The sequence below is a fragment of the Colwellia sp. MEBiC06753 genome (genome assembly GCF_053470325.1).
Genome location: NZ_JBQMTM010000027.1, coordinates 1 through 14,805 on the forward strand (window position 1 = coordinate 1; position 14,805 = coordinate 14,805).

The 14,805-nt window shown below is 41.6% G+C and carries 15 protein-coding genes and 1 riboswitch; of the genes, 3 read left to right on the top strand and 12 right to left on the bottom strand.

What is annotated here, in order from left to right:
• Nucleotides 1–221 precede the first annotated feature (221 nt).
• The 10 genes from ACOB82_RS16715 to moaA all read right to left on the bottom strand — a co-directional run bounded on the left by ACOB82_RS16715 (nucleotide 222) and on the right by moaA (nucleotide 7,009).
• The gene (locus tag ACOB82_RS16715) at nucleotides 222–977 is read right to left on the bottom strand and encodes a HesA/MoeB/ThiF family protein (protein ID WP_448214135.1); all 756 of its coding nucleotides are present in this window, start codon (nucleotides 975–977) and stop codon (nucleotides 222–224) included.
• 53 nt (nucleotides 978–1,030) lie between these two features.
• Nucleotides 1,031–2,125 (bottom strand): molybdenum ABC transporter ATP-binding protein, encoded by a 1,095-nt coding sequence (gene modC, locus ACOB82_RS16720; protein ID WP_448214137.1) that lies wholly within the window; start codon nucleotides 2,123–2,125, stop codon nucleotides 1,031–1,033.
• Entirely contained in the window at nucleotides 2,125–2,847 is a 723-nt protein-coding gene (modB, locus tag ACOB82_RS16725) for a molybdate ABC transporter permease subunit (RefSeq protein ID WP_448214138.1), read from the bottom strand. Before modB ends, modC begins: the two co-directional genes overlap by 1 nt.
• 2 nt (nucleotides 2,848–2,849) lie before the next feature.
• The gene (modA, locus tag ACOB82_RS16730; protein WP_448214139.1) at nucleotides 2,850–3,701 is read right to left on the bottom strand and encodes a molybdate ABC transporter substrate-binding protein; all 852 of its coding nucleotides are present in this window, start codon (nucleotides 3,699–3,701) and stop codon (nucleotides 2,850–2,852) included.
• Between the two features lie 15 nt (nucleotides 3,702–3,716).
• The gene (moaE, locus tag ACOB82_RS16735; protein WP_448214140.1) at nucleotides 3,717–4,163 is read right to left on the bottom strand and encodes a molybdopterin synthase catalytic subunit MoaE; all 447 of its coding nucleotides are present in this window, start codon (nucleotides 4,161–4,163) and stop codon (nucleotides 3,717–3,719) included.
• A gap of 2 nt (nucleotides 4,164–4,165) precedes the next feature.
• The gene (gene moaD, locus ACOB82_RS16740; RefSeq protein ID WP_448214141.1) at nucleotides 4,166–4,417 is read right to left on the bottom strand and encodes a molybdopterin converting factor subunit 1; all 252 of its coding nucleotides are present in this window, start codon (nucleotides 4,415–4,417) and stop codon (nucleotides 4,166–4,168) included.
• Complete coding sequence (gene moaC, locus ACOB82_RS16745) at nucleotides 4,411–4,902, bottom strand: cyclic pyranopterin monophosphate synthase MoaC (protein ID WP_448214142.1); 492 nt, start codon at nucleotides 4,900–4,902, stop codon at nucleotides 4,411–4,413. The genes moaD and moaC overlap by 7 nt, the downstream gene beginning before the upstream one ends.
• Before the next feature lie 3 nt (nucleotides 4,903–4,905).
• Nucleotides 4,906–5,448 (bottom strand): molybdenum cofactor biosynthesis protein B, encoded by a 543-nt coding sequence (moaB, locus tag ACOB82_RS16750; protein WP_448214143.1) that lies wholly within the window; start codon nucleotides 5,446–5,448, stop codon nucleotides 4,906–4,908.
• The gene (gene mobA / locus ACOB82_RS16755) at nucleotides 5,448–6,035 is read right to left on the bottom strand and encodes a molybdenum cofactor guanylyltransferase (RefSeq protein ID WP_448214144.1); all 588 of its coding nucleotides are present in this window, start codon (nucleotides 6,033–6,035) and stop codon (nucleotides 5,448–5,450) included. Before mobA ends, moaB begins: the two co-directional genes overlap by 1 nt.
• A gap of 5 nt (nucleotides 6,036–6,040) precedes the next feature.
• Nucleotides 6,041–7,009 carry a GTP 3',8-cyclase MoaA gene (gene moaA / locus ACOB82_RS16760; RefSeq protein ID WP_448214145.1) on the bottom strand — a complete coding sequence of 323 codons (969 nt, stop codon included), beginning with the start codon at nucleotides 7,007–7,009 and terminating at the stop codon, nucleotides 6,041–6,043.
• A riboswitch (molybdenum cofactor riboswitch) is annotated at nucleotides 6,996–7,155 on the bottom strand. (Overlaps the previous gene by 14 nt.)
• Nucleotides 7,156–7,270: 115 nt before the next feature.
• Between moaA and moeA the strand changes: the two genes are divergently transcribed.
• Nucleotides 7,271–8,509 (top strand): molybdopterin molybdotransferase MoeA, encoded by a 1,239-nt coding sequence (moeA, locus tag ACOB82_RS16765; RefSeq protein ID WP_448214146.1) that lies wholly within the window; start codon nucleotides 7,271–7,273, stop codon nucleotides 8,507–8,509.
• Nucleotides 8,510–8,587: 78 nt separating this feature from the next.
• Here the strand turns inward: moeA and ACOB82_RS16770 are convergent, their stop codons facing one another.
• Nucleotides 8,588–9,520, bottom strand: a complete 933-nt coding sequence (locus ACOB82_RS16770) for a hypothetical protein (protein WP_448214147.1) — start codon at nucleotides 9,518–9,520, stop codon at nucleotides 8,588–8,590.
• Between the two features lie 44 nt (nucleotides 9,521–9,564).
• On the bottom strand, nucleotides 9,565–11,454 hold the full coding sequence (locus tag ACOB82_RS16775) for a cyanophycinase (RefSeq protein ID WP_448214148.1): 1,890 nt from the start codon (nucleotides 11,452–11,454) through the stop codon (nucleotides 9,565–9,567).
• Nucleotides 11,455–12,050: 596 nt separating this feature from the next.
• On the opposite strand from ACOB82_RS16775, the gene yfcC reads away from it, so the two are divergent.
• Both yfcC and iadA read left to right on the top strand, forming a co-directional pair.
• On the top strand, nucleotides 12,051–13,520 hold the full coding sequence (yfcC, locus tag ACOB82_RS16780) for a putative basic amino acid antiporter YfcC (protein WP_448214175.1): 1,470 nt from the start codon (nucleotides 12,051–12,053) through the stop codon (nucleotides 13,518–13,520).
• A gap of 36 nt (nucleotides 13,521–13,556) precedes the next feature.
• The gene (gene iadA, locus ACOB82_RS16785) at nucleotides 13,557–14,720 is read left to right on the top strand and encodes a beta-aspartyl-peptidase (RefSeq protein WP_448214149.1); all 1,164 of its coding nucleotides are present in this window, start codon (nucleotides 13,557–13,559) and stop codon (nucleotides 14,718–14,720) included.
• Nucleotides 14,721–14,805: the final 85 nt, after the last annotated feature.

Below are 14,805 nucleotides of genomic sequence, written 5' to 3' on the forward strand. Positions count from 1 at the left end.
TTGAGAAACGAGCATAAAAAATCCGATAAACAATGTTTATCGGATTTTTACATACTCAGAAGATCGTTCAATTGATCTGTAAATAAATGCCTAACTGATCGGTATTACCACGTTATGTGGGCTTTTTCGATTTCGCCGTTTAAAACCTAGTTTGTTAATTTAGTTTGCTAATGTTCAGGCGCCGTTAATTTTGTCGTTAATTTTGACTTTAGTTATGTGAATTACTTTGACTGACAAGCGGGGCAACTTGCTTGTTTACTTACCTTAAATTGCTGCCATTGCTGGCTAACGCCGTCGAACAACTGTAATTGGTCAGTGGGTGGTGATAGCTTAGCTAAATACTTAATTGCAATTAACGATTGCATGCCAGCTACAATTGCCAGTACAGGCCCTAAAATACCAAGCGTTTGGCAATTATCTTGTGAATAGTTACTGTTATCTGGTGTTTGCGGCATCAGGCATTCGTAACATGCGCTTTGCTGTTTAGGATTGATAAAAAATATTTGCCCGTCAAAGCCAGTGGCTGCGCCAATGACAAGTGGTACTTGATACTGAAAACTAGAGCTATTGAGTAGATAGCGGCTGCTTAGGCTATCGGTGCAATCAATCACTAAATCTAAGTCTTGATAATAATGCTCTGCCAACTCACCAGTTAATGCTTCATCAAGCACTTCAATATCGATCAGCGGATTTTGTTTGGTTAAATAATCCGCAGCTACTTGCGCTTTATTCTGACCAATATCATTTGGGCTAAATAAAATTTGGCGTTGCAAATTAGAAGCTTCAACTGTATCGCCATCACATAAGATGAGTTTACCAACACCTGCGCTTGCCAAATACAGGCTTACAGGGCAGCCTAAGCCGCCAATACCGACAATTAACACTTTAGCATTCTGCAGTGCTAATTGGCCTTGCTCGCCAATTTGGCTAAGCAGGATTTGGCGGCCGTATCGAATATGTTCTTGCGCTGATAACATATAAGTTCCTAATTATGTATGTGCTTAATTGTGTATATTCTGAATTATCTGTTCTAGTTGACCAGAGCTCGCACGGCACTTGCCTTAAACTGAATATAAACGCTTTGGTTCAAGGTTAATCCAAGTTGGTTCAGTGAGTAGGTTGTAATGTTTGAGAAAAATACATCACCCTGACAATTTATGGTTAGTAGGGTTTGATGCTGTGACGTTTTTATCTGAGTTATAACTCCGGCAATTTGATTGACAATAGAGCTGTGGTGAGGCGGTTGTGTACAGATGCTTATGTCACTTGCACTGATGAGATAACGTCCATTTGCTGGTATAGGCTGTTGGTTATTTAATGTGGTAAATAGCTGATTTTGATTGTCGGTAATTAAGGCAATTAAACCATTGTCACTATGTTGTTGCTGGCATTTAGCGTTAATTAAACCTTTAGCATTGATTAAACACTGGGCATTGATTTGTTCGTTGTTAGTTAAATAGTGAATTACTTGGAAAATATCGCCATGGTGAATAATTTTTCCTAAGGCCATTACATATAGCTGATCACAAAGTTGTTGGTGCTCATGAATATCGTGGCTGACGTATAAAATCGGTAGCTGTGTCGCTTGGTGTAATTGCTTAATCATGGCCAGTAACAACGATTTATTCTGCTTATCTAACGCCGTGACAGGCTCATCTAGTATCAGTAATTCTGGCTCAGCTAAAATTGCTTGAGCTATGGCAACGCGCTGACGCTCACCGCCTGAAAGTGAAGCTACATCTCTGTGTAGTAGGTGCTCTAATCCTGTTTGAGCGATTAGTTGTTTGGCATCAAACCTAGGTTGAGCAAGGCGCTTACGACCAAACATCAAATTGTCTTTTACCGATAAATGAGGAAACAAACAATCTTGCTGAAATACGCCAACAACTTTTCGCTGTTGGCAGGCTAGGTGTAATGAGTTAGCGCTATCTTGAAATAGCTTATTATTAAACTTAATTACACCGTGTACATTACCATTTAATCCTGCAATCGCTTTAAGTAAGCTTGATTTGCCTGCGCCGGAATGACCAAACAGTCCAACTATGCCGTTTAAGTTAATCTCTTGTGTGATATCTAAGGTAAAGTTATCAAGCGTGGCTGATAATGAAAGGCTTAGCGTTGTCATTATGGCATTTCCTGCTTGCTAACTTGCCCTGAAACTCTAATCCGTTTGGCGTGCTGAGTTTGTTGGTTAAAGTTAAGGAGATAAATTAGCGATAACACAACCATTGAGGTGATTAGCAAGCCAAAGGCCAGTTGGTGCGCATGTTGATAGTCAAAGGCTTCAACATGCTCAAATAAAGCAATTGACAGTACTCGAGTTTCATCAGGTATGCTGCCACCAATCATTAGCACTACGCCAAACTCACCTATGGTATGGGCAAACCCTAAAGTGGCGGCCATAATAAAGTTGGCTTTGGTTAACGGGAGTACCACTGAAAAAAATTGATCAAATTTGCTCGCACCTAACATGCTGGCTTTATCTAATAATTGCGGGTTTAGGCCTTCAAAGGCTTTTTGCAGTGGTTGAACAACAAAAGGTAGCGAATAGAATATTGAACCAATAACAATGGCAGGAAAACTAAAAGCCAGTTGTTGACCTGTAATGCTTTGCCAAACCTCTCCGGGTAGGGCTGTTGGCGAAAAGGCAATGAGTAAATAAAAGCCTAATACTGTTGGCGGTAATACCAAAGGCAAAGCGACTAGTGCCTCGATTACAATACGCCATTTACTTTGTATACGGCTTAACCACCACGCTAATGGCGTACCTAATATTAATAAGATAATCGTTGTTACCGTGGCCAGTTTTAACGTGGTTAATGTTGCGAGCCAGTCTAATTCGGTCATGATTAATTTTTGCTTATTGTTTGGGTTAAATCAGTCGAGTCTTGCTCTGGTATGGGCAAATAGCCCATCGTTGACAATCGACTTTGTATTTGTGGTGAGCGAAAGTAATCAATTAACGCAGTCGCCAGTAATTGGTTTTCACTGCGACTAACAACACCAGCATATTGGCTGAGCATCTCAGGGGCGGCAAGTGTGAGTATGTTGCTAGCGAAAGGCAGTTGTAATACTTGACTTGTGGCAACAAAACCGAAATCAACAGCCTTAGAGCGTGTTTGTTGAAAGGTTTGGGCGACATTGCTACCGACTATGGTTTTGCCGACAACTTCATTCCACAATTGATTGTTCTGTAGCCATAATTTTGCGACTTTGCCATAAGGTGCGGTTCTCGGATTAGCAATTGCTATACGCTTAGCCTTAGTCAGTAGTTGGGGCAATTCTTGCAATGATAGGCTCGCCATGTTGGGCGCGGCAATACTTAACTGGCCGATGGTATATGGATTAACAGAGTTGGATACTAGCAACCCTTGTTGTGCTAATTTTATTGGGTGCAACTTATCTGCTGCGAAAAATACGTCGAACGGCGCGCCATGGCTAATTTGCTGGAATAATGTTCCCGTTGCACCGCTTATCCATTGCAGTTTGACCTGATGATTCTGTTCAAATTCAGTCGTTAAGGCTTTGGCAGTGTTAACAAAGTTACTAGCAACTGCTACTCGAAGAGTAATCGCTTGGAGAGATTCTGCACTGGCTAACGCATTAAAAAACGCACAAAATAATAAAAGTAAAGTTACACACACCCTAATCAGTAAAGTGTTGAAGTGTTTACTAAAAGTATTAATTTGTTTGGCTAGCATGCTTAGTCCCAAGCCTTAGTCCCAAGCTGCTGCTTTTTGTTGGTCTTGTGTTTTGGCGTCTACCCAGATATCGCCCTCTGCCCGAGTTTCTTTTTTCCAAAACGGCGCTTTGACCTTTAAATAGTCCATAATAAATTCTGCTGCGGCAAAGGCGTCACCCCGGTGAGGGCTAGTAACACCCACAAAAACAATATTATCGCCTACTTGCAGTTGACCAACGCGATGAATGACACTGATGCGGTTTAGTTGCCAGTTATGGCGCGCTTGCTCAACAATGCTTGAGAGGAGCTTCTCGGTCATTGCTGGGTAGTGCTCCAGAAATAACCCAGTCACTAGGCAGTTATCATTGCGCTCTCGCACTCGGCCACTAAAAGTGACCACCGCACCATCTTGTGTATTACCGTTAGTTAAACGATCAATTTCGTCAGCAATATTAAAATCGTGTTCGTTGACGCAGATCACAATTAACCTCCAGTCACCGGCGGGAAAAAAGCTACTTCATCACTTGCACTAACGGTATCGTCTGCACAGGCAATCGATTGATTAATTGCCACTAGCACATTGCGATCGGTTAAGTATTTTTGCCACTGGGGATGGTCAGCAATTAAACGTTCAGTTAATTGGCTAATGGTAATAGTTTGGTTGTTGAGCTCAATAGACACTTTTTCTTGACCCAGCTGTTCTCGCAGGCGAGCAAAGAATAATACCGTTAACATGATTGGCTGCGCTCCCAGTGTCCGTTTTTGCCGCCGTTTTTTGATAATACGCCTATGTCGTTAATGATCATTGCTGGATCTACCGCTTTACACATATCGAATAGTGTTAAGCAGGCGACAGATACCGCGGTTAAGGCTTCCATTTCAACACCGGTTTGCCCTGATAATTTACAAAGGCTAGTGACTTTTACGCGACTAAGCTCAGGTTGCGGCTCAAAATCGACTTGTACTTGGGTGAGCATTAACGGATGACATAACGGAATTAAGTCACCACATTTTTTCGCTGCTTGAATTCCGGCAATACGGGCAACGGCAAAGACATCACCTTTTTTATGTTGGCCCTCAGTGATCATTGCCAGCGTTTTTGCCGACATAGTGATAAAGCCTTGCGCTACGGCTTGTCGCTGGGTAATGGCTTTGTTGGTGACATCCACCATATTGGCTTCACCTTGAGCATTTAGGTGAGAAAGCGTGGTATTGCTCATTAGTTAACCTCGAGTTGGGCAATTGGGGTTAATCAGCTTCAAGTGCGGGGCAAAATTGCACGGTTTATGACTGGCATCTAATTGTTGTTGAATAATTTTATCCCACGCTGTTTTACAGGCATTGGTTGAGCCAGGCATACAAAATATGACCGTGCCATTTGCCATGCCAGCTAGTGCTCTTGACTGAATTGTTGAGGTGCCTATTTCACCTAGTGAAATATGGCGGAAAGTTTCACCAAAACCTTCTATATTCTTATCAAATAATGGCAACAAGGCTTCAGGCGTATTGTCTCTAGCGGTAAAGCCAGTGCCACCAGTTGTTAATATTACTTGAACATTATCACTGGCGATCCATTTTGACACGATGGCGCGCAGCTGATAAACGTCATCTTTGACTATCATTTTGTCAATAACTTGATGGCCTGCTTGGCCAACCCGTTCAACCAAGGTTTGCCCCGAGGTGTCAGTTGCTTCATCGCGGGTATCAGAAACCGTTAATACGGCAATATTTAACGGAATAAAATTATCTAGGCTCGCTTTTGCCATTATTTGCTCCTAATGGGCGAATTTAATTGAGATTGTATGTGTTGCCACTGTTCAGGGGTATTGGCATTAGTGAGCGTTTTAGGGGCGCTGCAAACTATGTTTTGAAATGGCACTTGGCTGAGTAAGGCTTTTATCGACGGGCCCTTGCCATTACTCTGATTTGCCTTGAATGCTTGATTAAAAAACAGCTCACTATAAGCGGTATTGGGTAGATACAGCGGCAAACTATGATCATTAAAAGCAACGGCTTTATTTAGTAATTGTCCGGCTTGCTTTAATTGCTTCAATACATCAACGGTCATTAGCGGTAAATCTACTGGAATGATCAATGCTGCTTTCACCACTTGCTGATTAAATACACTGTAGATACCACCAACTGGCCCCAAATGTGGCTGTATATCGGCGATAACTTTTGTATCGGCTAGTGCCTCGCCGCTAACAAGAATTTGGTCAACGCCAGCTTTTTCTAATAGTGATTTAGAAAATTCCAGCATGGTTTGGTTGTTGTGCTTAAGTAACGCTTTATTCGTGCCCATTCGACTGGAACGTCCACCCGCTAACACTATGCCTATGCAGCCATGATTCACGCCAATTATCCTCCTAACATTGATAAATGCTTAGTGGCGCCAGTTAACCTGTCTTGCAGAAAGTGGCTGACTTTTTTATCGCCTAATAACGCAGTAATGGCTTCCGCTACTTCTTGGGTTGACTGTTGTAGTAGTGGTCGCAGCTCATGGCCTTGCTCGGCAAATAAACACAAATGCAATTTAGCTAGCGAGCTTACTCGTAAGCGATTGCAACTGTGACAAAAATCTTTGCTGTAAGGCATGATTAAACCGATTCGGCCAGCATAATCTGGATGAAAAAATTCTTGCGCAGGACCAGCGGTACTTTCTTTGATCACTGCCTGCCAGTCATCTTGCAATAGCTGCTGTTTGATAAACTCGCCGCTAACATGCTGTTGCTCAAAAAAATGTGTATTGTCACCGGTTTGCATTAGTTCAATAAACCGCAGTGAAACGGGAGTTACTTTAACCCAAGCTAAAAACTGGGAAAGTTGCTCTAAATTAAAGCGCTTCATTAACACTGTATTAATTTTTATTTTGAGTTCAGGGTATTGCTGTGCTCGTTCAATACCATCAAGAATGGTTTGTAACTTATCGTGACCGGTAATTAACTGAAACTGTTTAGGATCTAAACTATCAATACTGATATTTAACGCATCAAGTCCAGCATCCAGCCACAGTGGAAGTTGGCTAGGTAATTTATAGCCATTGGTGGTAATGGCTACTTGCTCAATACCCTTCGTTTGTTTACAGGCGGCAATTATTGCTGGCAGATCTTTTCGTAATGAAGGCTCACCGCCAGTAATTCTGATTTTTTTGGTGCCAAGATAGGCAAAGACTTCGGCAATTTTTTGAATTTCAGTCAAGGTAAGAAATTGCCGATCATGATCACATTGGTAACCATCAGGTAGGCAGTATTGACAACGAAAGTTGCATACGTCAGTAATTGATAACCTCAGGTAGTTAAACCTGCGGCCAAAAGCGTCTTGTAACATCTCACCTTTCCAAATGCGGGAGGCCAACGCGTTTCCTTGTTAACCCTGGCAACTCTATGAGCTACGGCTTAGCAACCATATTTTGCACTATTTAAACCGTGTTAAGGCAAAACGTAGGGTAGATAAGCTCGGCGAATTTATATCTTGTTTAAAGCATAACAAGTATTTACTAAACTACAAGACTGAACTGATTGTTAACTAGCGGAAAAAGCCAGTATATTGGCAATTAGGCCAAGAAATTTTCACTATAAAAGGCATTTTATGACTCATTGTTTCAGCCAGCCGGGTTTACTTAAGTTTGAACAGGCTAAAAACATTATTCTTGATAATATTTCCTCCCTTGTTGCAAATGAAACAATTGCTATCGAGCAAGCATGTGGCCGGACATTGGCAGAAGCCGTTATTAGCCCGGTAAATGTGCCGCCTCACGATAATTCAGCAATGGATGGCTACGCATTTAACAGCCAAGGTCTTATAGCTAATAGCGAGTTAACGCTTGTTGGTAAAGCATTTGCCGGTAATCCTTATCAAGGCATTGTCGATAAGGGGCAGTGTGTACGCATTATGACGGGCGCAAAATTACCATTGGGTTGTGACAGTGTTGAAATGCAAGAAAATACAGAAGTCTCGCTAGAGCAGGTTCGTTTGCTGCAACCCGTGCGGGGAGGTCAACATGTTCGTCGGTGTGGAGAAGATATTCGCCAAGGGCAAGTGTTAATTGAGGCTGGAACCGTATTAACTCCCGCCAATATTGGCACGCTGGCATCTATTGGAATTCCAGATGTTAACGTGGTCAGAAAACTAACCGTAGCCCTTATTGCTACCGGTGATGAATTAAAACAGCCAGGCCAAGCACTTGCTGACGGTGAAATTTATGAAAGCAATCGTTATTTTCTTTCGGCAATGCTAAAAAAGTTGTCGTTTGAGGTAATTGATTTGGGGGTAATTCCAGATGATAAAACTCAGATTAGTCAGGCTTTTAAAGTGGCAAACCAGCAAGCGGATGTTGTTATTTCAAGTGGTGGTGTTTCAGTTGGTGAAGCGGATTACACAAAAACAGTATTGGAAGAGTTAGGGGAAATTGGTTTTTGGAAAATAGCGATGAAGCCAGGGAAGCCTTTTGCGTTTGGTCAGCTAGCAGATAGTCAGTTTTTTGGATTACCGGGTAACCCCGTATCTGCTTTTGTCACTTTTTATCAATTGGTGGTGCCGGCGCTTTGTAAAATGCAGGGGCGAGAGTTACCTAATCGAATTAGCTTACAGGCGAAAACACAAACGCCGCTAAAAAAAGCTTCAGGTCGGCAAGATTTTCAACGTGGTATTTGGCAGCTAAGTTCATCAGGTGAGTTAGTGGTTACATCTACTGGGTCTCAAGGTTCAGGAATACTCTCAAGTATAACTAAAGCAAACTGCTTTATTATTTTAGCGCAAGAACAAGGTAATGTTGCCAAAGGCGAATTGGTCACCATAGAGCTATTTGATAAGCTCATCATCGAGTAATATTGCCGTACGAATCTAATGTGTTTACTACCGAATTAGTTACTGAATTTACTAGTTAATTGGCTTGTTAATCTGAAGTTAGTTAAGTTGTTTAAAGTTGAATTGGTTAAGTTGGAAAAAATAGTCGGCATTATTTAATTGACTATTGCTGGGCATTAAAGGGTTGTTTAGCACAATAACCTTAGCTTGCTGTTGTTTAAACAGAGGGAAAATATGTGCGGTGAGCGGATGTGACTCAATATGTTTTTGCAACAAGCCATTGTTGGCAATAATTTCCATGCCTTTGGCAAGTCTATTGGCAAGCGCTTGATTTTGTTTTCCCGTATAAAAATAAATGGCAAACGGGTAATAAAAATAGAGCGCTTCACTACTAACCAAATCAGGGTATTGGCTGGCTAAACTTACGACTTCACGATCAGCATCATGATAGCCTCTAGGAAAATAATCACATCGGCCTTTATCAAGCATTTCAAATAGTTGGCTAAATACAGGGCTGGTAGTTACCGGTATTTTATTATGATTAAGGATTTCGGTATCTGGCCAGTGACTTCCTTGGCAGGCAATAAGCTTTTGCAACTGTTCAATATGGTTTATGTTGGCAATTTTGTCTTTTGAGGCTTTGGTTACAATAAATTTTCGAAAGCCAATCAAACCTTTTGATGTTGGTACTTTAATCGCGATTAAGCGTGAATCACGCTCGCTATGCGCGCCTAGCCAATAGATATCGATTAATTTACCTTTGATTAATTCGGCCTCTGCTCGCCCTTGCACCATTTCTGTAACCGACACTAATTTAACGTTTTTAGCCCACTGTGGATCAGCGGCGGTCAACGCCAGTTTTAATAATTGCACATGATAATCGTGAGAAATATCAAAACTTGTTCGTGGTTTGGGGATACGTATGGTGGACTCTTGTGCCCAAACGGGGAACAGGCCGCTTACACTCAATACAAACAAGGGCACTAACAAAGGTACTAACCAAGCAACTCGCAAAATATTGCGACCAACCATAAATCTTCCTTAAGCGATCAGTTAGTTAACTGCTATCTGTTTAGCTAAAAGTTATCAGAATCAATCGCATCTTGCACAGAAAAAACTAAATTTGCATAACTACAATTCACTTGTTGTGACGATGATGTTCGGTCGAGAATTTCGGCTGCTTGCCAATTTTCAGCTTTCGTTAATTCAATATTGGTTTGGTTATTTTGCCATTGGCTGCGTGCGTTCAGCTTTTTGTCTACTGACAGACACAGTGTATTAATGGCTTGTTTATAATGGTTGCTGACAAAAATATCGTTAAATATTTTTTTGTTATTTGCTGCTTTTTTAATGAGTTGGCTGTTATTCGATATGGGCTGACCAACTAAGTCAATGTTGAGCTGGTTTTTGATTAGCTCTGCTTTGTCTCCTTGGTGTAAATAGTGGGTAACGACTTGTTTCTCATTAGCTTTTTTCGGATTTTCGATAATAAACACACCATGCTCACCAAGTACCTCCATTGTCAGTGGTGAATTATCATTATTTCCCGCATAGTCACTTACAGGACGGCTTTTAACGATTAACGCTGTTGCTTCATCAATACCAAAGCCAAATTGGCTGCCAGTATCTAATAGCAATTGTGCTAGCCGTCCTTGTCGGCCACGTTCAGAGAAATGGGTATCTAATACTCCCCAAGGGAAAAGGCCTATGCCGCCCTTGCTGTGATAGGTCAGATCGTCGTTTAACACATTTGGCGAACAAAGGTTCGCTCGATGGCAGCCACTACTGGGTAAAAGGTCTTTTTTACTGCCGCGAACTAGCGCCGTTTCACTGGTACCATTAGTTATCATTGGTGTTTGATGAGATAGATAAAAACCACCCGACATCACTGCCGTACCGGCACTAGTTCCGCCAACAATTAGCTTACCTGTTGTTAATTGCTTTTTAATTGCAGTTAATACTGCATTGTCTTCACCACCATTAAGAATAAAGGCCTGCCTGGTAAGTGATTGGTCACCACCATTGATAAAAATACCGTCAGCGCTATTAATTAAGCGAATAAACTCCTCAGGGTTTTGGCACATGGTGAATTGATGTTGATAGAGATCTGGGTAGGTAATTTTACGTTTAATAGTGCTTAAAATAGTCGCTTGATAGTTTGAAAGTTCATTACAAGCTGTTGGAGAGTGCCCTATGTCTTGCCATAAATTATTTAACGCTGCATCAATTGGTAGCCAAGTGACCTTAGCATTGGTTTGTTCAAAGACTTGTTGATAGAAATCTACCGCTTCATATGGATCTCGAGCAGACGCGGTAACTACCAAGATGTGAGGCAATTCAAAGGAATGGGTTAATGACTTGTTCTGCTGAATTTTATTGGCCAATTCGGTAAACCTTTGAAAAATTTCGACCGTATGTGGGTTGGTGCTGGCTTTTAGTGCAACTTGTTCTTTAAGTCGATGGCCGCGTTGATTAAATTGTCCAACTTCTAGCGCATCTAACATTAAGAAATATTCGTTATCAGCAAGTTGGTTGACAATAGTGCTGTCCGTCAGCGAGTGCCAGTGCTGTTTTAACTGTGCTTTGGTTAGCGACTGGCCTTTGGTTGAGATAACTAATTTTTGCAACAATGCGATAACCCGTTGCCGTTGATTGGCCAAACGCTCTTTAGGCCAGTTACTTTCTAGTAACTTAATATTGGCGTCGGTTACTTGGTAAATCGGTGATTGTTTTACTGTATCAGTTGTGACGTGCTTGTCTTCGATGCATTGCAATGGAGCTACTGACGAGCAGGTTTTTAATCCGCCACCGACAAGAAAAAGCGTGCTGAACTTTTCGGTAGTTAATTCGGTAGTTAAATGGTGATTAGCGTTTGTAGTCGAAACAAGAGTGTTCGCTAGAGAAAGTGGAGAGATAGCTGCAAATAGCAGCAACTTAGTCACTAAGTTGGCGCATTTTATTGTCATTTTATTTTACCTAATTAAATCAGTTGTTGGTGAAAAAAACTGCAATTTGTTATTGACAAGAATTTCTAACCAGAGTATTTCTTTAAAAAGACAACGAAATTGTGCTTGCGCCAACAAGCATGATATTTAACTTAGCAATGTAGAGCTTTGCTCAACAGGCTATCATCTAATAAGTTTTGAGATAAGCGTTTTATATATGTACAAGAAAGCCTTTTCGCTGACAACATATTCTTATCAAAACTACTACCTTTCGGAGTGGTTTGACGAATAAACCTTGGAGCAAGTGATTGTTTCGAGAGGTATTTTTTAAACTACCGCCTCATTAGCAAAAAAACTAACGTATTTTATCGATGATGTATTTGCCGTTTTTCGGCGGTTTAGCATCTAAAATAATAAAAATCATTGTAAATAATCGGCTTTCAGCTCCCTGTAACTTATTTTATTTAAATAGGTTGTTATTGGCTGATTGGAAAACTAAAACACCTTTCAGCCAATTTTTTTATTTATGATTTTTATTGTCGATTTTTTATTTTTGTTAAAGCGAAAAACAATAGTAATACCCAACAGTAATACCTAAGAGTAATTGAGCGAATATGATGAGTGAAAAACCGATAAAGTCTGCTGAAAAATCGATGCCTGATGCCTTTATCATTTTATTTTTTGTGGTGCTTATCGCGGCTATAGCAACACATATTGTGCCCGCAGGTAAGTTCGATATCGTGACCGAGCCTATGACAGGTAAAACAGTATTAGTCGCCGACAGCTTTCAACAAGTGGACGATTATCAAGGGGTACCATTATTTGCAGACGGCGGTGGTATTGGCTTTCTCAATTTTGCTTTCGAGGGCATGGTTTCAGGTAACAAGTGGGGCTCGGCAGTTGGTGTAATGATGTTTATTATATTAACCGGCGGGGCGTTTGGCATCGTCATGAAAACCGGCGCTATTGATAATGGCGTGTTAGCACTGATCACTCAAACCCAGCGCTTAGAGCAATTGTTTATCCCCATCTTATTTAGCCTTTTTTCTTTAGGTGGTGCCGTTTTTGGCATGGGCGAAGAAGCTATAGCTTTTTGCATTGTACTGTTGCCGCTGATGCTAGCGATTGGTTATGACGCAATTACCACGGTATTGGTGACTTATGTTGCCACACAAATTGGTTTTGCCGCGTCTTGGATGAACCCGTTTAGCGTCGCCATTGCCCAAGGAATAGCCAATATCCCGTTATTGTCGGGATTAGAATTAAGAGTGATTATTTGGTTGGTGTTCACAACCTTAGGTGTTGTATTTACCATGCGCTACGCGAACAAAATTAAAGCACAACCGCAGTTATCGCCTAATTATCATGTCGATAAGGCATATAAGCAGTCAGGTACTGTTGCGATTGCAGGTGAGTTTAGCATTGTTGATAGCGCCATTTTAATAAGTTTTTTCGCTGGGATTTGCTGGGTAATTTGGGGGGTTATTGCAAGGGGCTATTATATTCCGGAAATAGCCAGTCAGTTTTTTACCATAGGTATAGTTGTTGGCATCCTCGCGGTGATTAGTAACCGTCTTACCGTTAATCAAGTGGCTGACGCCTTTAAACATGGCGCAAAAGAGCTACTACCAGCGGCGATGATTGTTGGCATGGCTAAAGGCATTGTCATTATATTAGGGGGCGATCAAGCAAATGAGCCTTCGGTGTTAAATACACTTCTACATGGGGCAGCGTCATTAATTGGTGAGTTGCCTGCGATGTTTTCAGCATTATTGATGTTTGTATTCCAATCAATCTTTAATTTTTTTATTGCCTCAGGCTCAGGTCAAGCTGCCCTGACTATGCCGCTTATGGCGCCGTTAAGTGATTTGGTCGGGGTTAGTCGGCAAGTGGCAGTTTTGGCATTTCAACTAGGTGATGGCCTCACTAATTTAATTATTCCTACATCAGCTTCTTTAATTGGCTGTCTCGGTGTGGCTCGCATAGAGTGGCTGGTGTGGGCAAAATTTATCGGACGATTTTTGCTGCTGCTGATGGCAGTAGCCAGTGCATTTATTGTCTTTGCTGTACTCACTAACTATCAGTAGTTCAGCTAACAGGAACACTATTTAATGGAATCAACCATGAAGTTATTTAAGCAGGTAGATATTTATGCTCCTCAGCCACTCGGGATCAATGACGTATTGATAGCTGGTGGAAAAATTACCGCGATTGCACCTGATTTAACGTGTTTTGCCCAACAAGGGGTTGACGTTATTGATGGCAGTGGCTTGATTATGGCGCCGGGCTTTGTTGACTCGCTGGTTCATATTACCGGTGGTGGTGGTGAAGGTGGATATGCTACACGCACACCTGAAATGACCATAGATGATGCAGCCTTAGGTGGCGTTACTACTGTCGTTGGGGTTTTAGGAACCGACTCTATTACGCGTAGTTTAGAAAATTTATTAGCTAAAAGCGGTGAGTTAGAAGCACAAGGTTTATCGGTTTATTGCTATACCGGCTCTTATCATATTCCGGCGGTAACAATAACAGGATCTGTCACCAAAGATATTATGTTAATTGACAAGTTTATTGGTATTGGCGAAGTGGCTATTAGCGATCATCGCGGCTCACAACTAAACGTGCATGAACTGGCACGACTAGCCTCAGAATCAAGAGTAGGTGGTATGTTAGCGGGTAAGGCGGGAATTGTTAGTGTGCACGTTGGTGATGAGCCATCGGGCTTAGCGCTTTTGCATCAAGTGGCAGAGCTAACAGATATACCACTCAATCAATTTTATCCGACTCATATTAATCGCCATGCCGATCTATTAGCGCAAGGTATTGCCTTTGCTCTGCTGGGGGGCACGATTGATTTTACCACCAGCACGAATGAACAAATATTGGCAGCGGGTGAGTTACCCGCAGCACAAGCGCTTAAACTTTCATTAGATGCAGGTGTGCCCATTTCACAATTAACCATGAGCTCAGACGGCAATGCCAGTTTACCGTTATTTGATGATCAAGGCAGGTTAACCGATTTACAGTTAGGGCAAGTAACGAGTTTGCATCAAGCCATGGTCGAGGCGGTTTGTAAATATGATGTCGCGCTGAGTGATGCGTTGGCCAGTATTAGCCAATCGCCAGCAAGGTTATTAAAACTGCCGAGAAAGGGGCAAATTGACGTCGGGTTTGATGCCGATATTAATTTGTTAAATAAAGATGACTTATCGATTGAACAAGTGTTTGCCAAAGGCCAGTGTTTAATGGCCCAAGGTAAAGTTTTGGCCAAGCGATTTTTCTGACGGGGAGATGGTTTATTCTTCAAACCTTGAATAAATTTTCAACGGTTGGAATAACGAGAGCGGTATTTGCGTATTTATCTGAATT

Coding starts and splice junctions, on each gene's coding strand:
- ACOB82_RS16775 (WP_448214148.1), bottom strand. CDS start 11,454: ATGACAATAAAATGCGCCAACTTAGTGACTAAGTTGCTGCTATTTGCA.
- moaA (WP_448214145.1), bottom strand. CDS start 7,009: ATGTTACAAGACGCTTTTGGCCGCAGGTTTAACTACCTGAGGTTATCA.
- ACOB82_RS16770 (WP_448214147.1), bottom strand. CDS start 9,520: ATGGTTGGTCGCAATATTTTGCGAGTTGCTTGGTTAGTACCTTTGTTA.
- yfcC (WP_448214175.1), top strand. CDS start 12,051: ATGAGTGAAAAACCGATAAAGTCTGCTGAAAAATCGATGCCTGATGCC.
- modB (WP_448214138.1), bottom strand. CDS start 2,847: ATGACCGAATTAGACTGGCTCGCAACATTAACCACGTTAAAACTGGCC.
- moeA (WP_448214146.1), top strand. CDS start 7,271: ATGACTCATTGTTTCAGCCAGCCGGGTTTACTTAAGTTTGAACAGGCT.
- moaC (WP_448214142.1), bottom strand. CDS start 4,902: ATGAGCAATACCACGCTTTCTCACCTAAATGCTCAAGGTGAAGCCAAT.
- modC (WP_448214137.1), bottom strand. CDS start 2,125: ATGACAACGCTAAGCCTTTCATTATCAGCCACGCTTGATAACTTTACC.
- ACOB82_RS16715 (WP_448214135.1), bottom strand. CDS start 977: ATGTTATCAGCGCAAGAACATATTCGATACGGCCGCCAAATCCTGCTT.
- moaD (WP_448214141.1), bottom strand. CDS start 4,417: ATGTTAACGGTATTATTCTTTGCTCGCCTGCGAGAACAGCTGGGTCAA.
- modA (WP_448214139.1), bottom strand. CDS start 3,701: ATGCTAGCCAAACAAATTAATACTTTTAGTAAACACTTCAACACTTTA.
- moaB (WP_448214143.1), bottom strand. CDS start 5,448: ATGGCAAAAGCGAGCCTAGATAATTTTATTCCGTTAAATATTGCCGTA.
- iadA (WP_448214149.1), top strand. CDS start 13,557: ATGAAGTTATTTAAGCAGGTAGATATTTATGCTCCTCAGCCACTCGGG.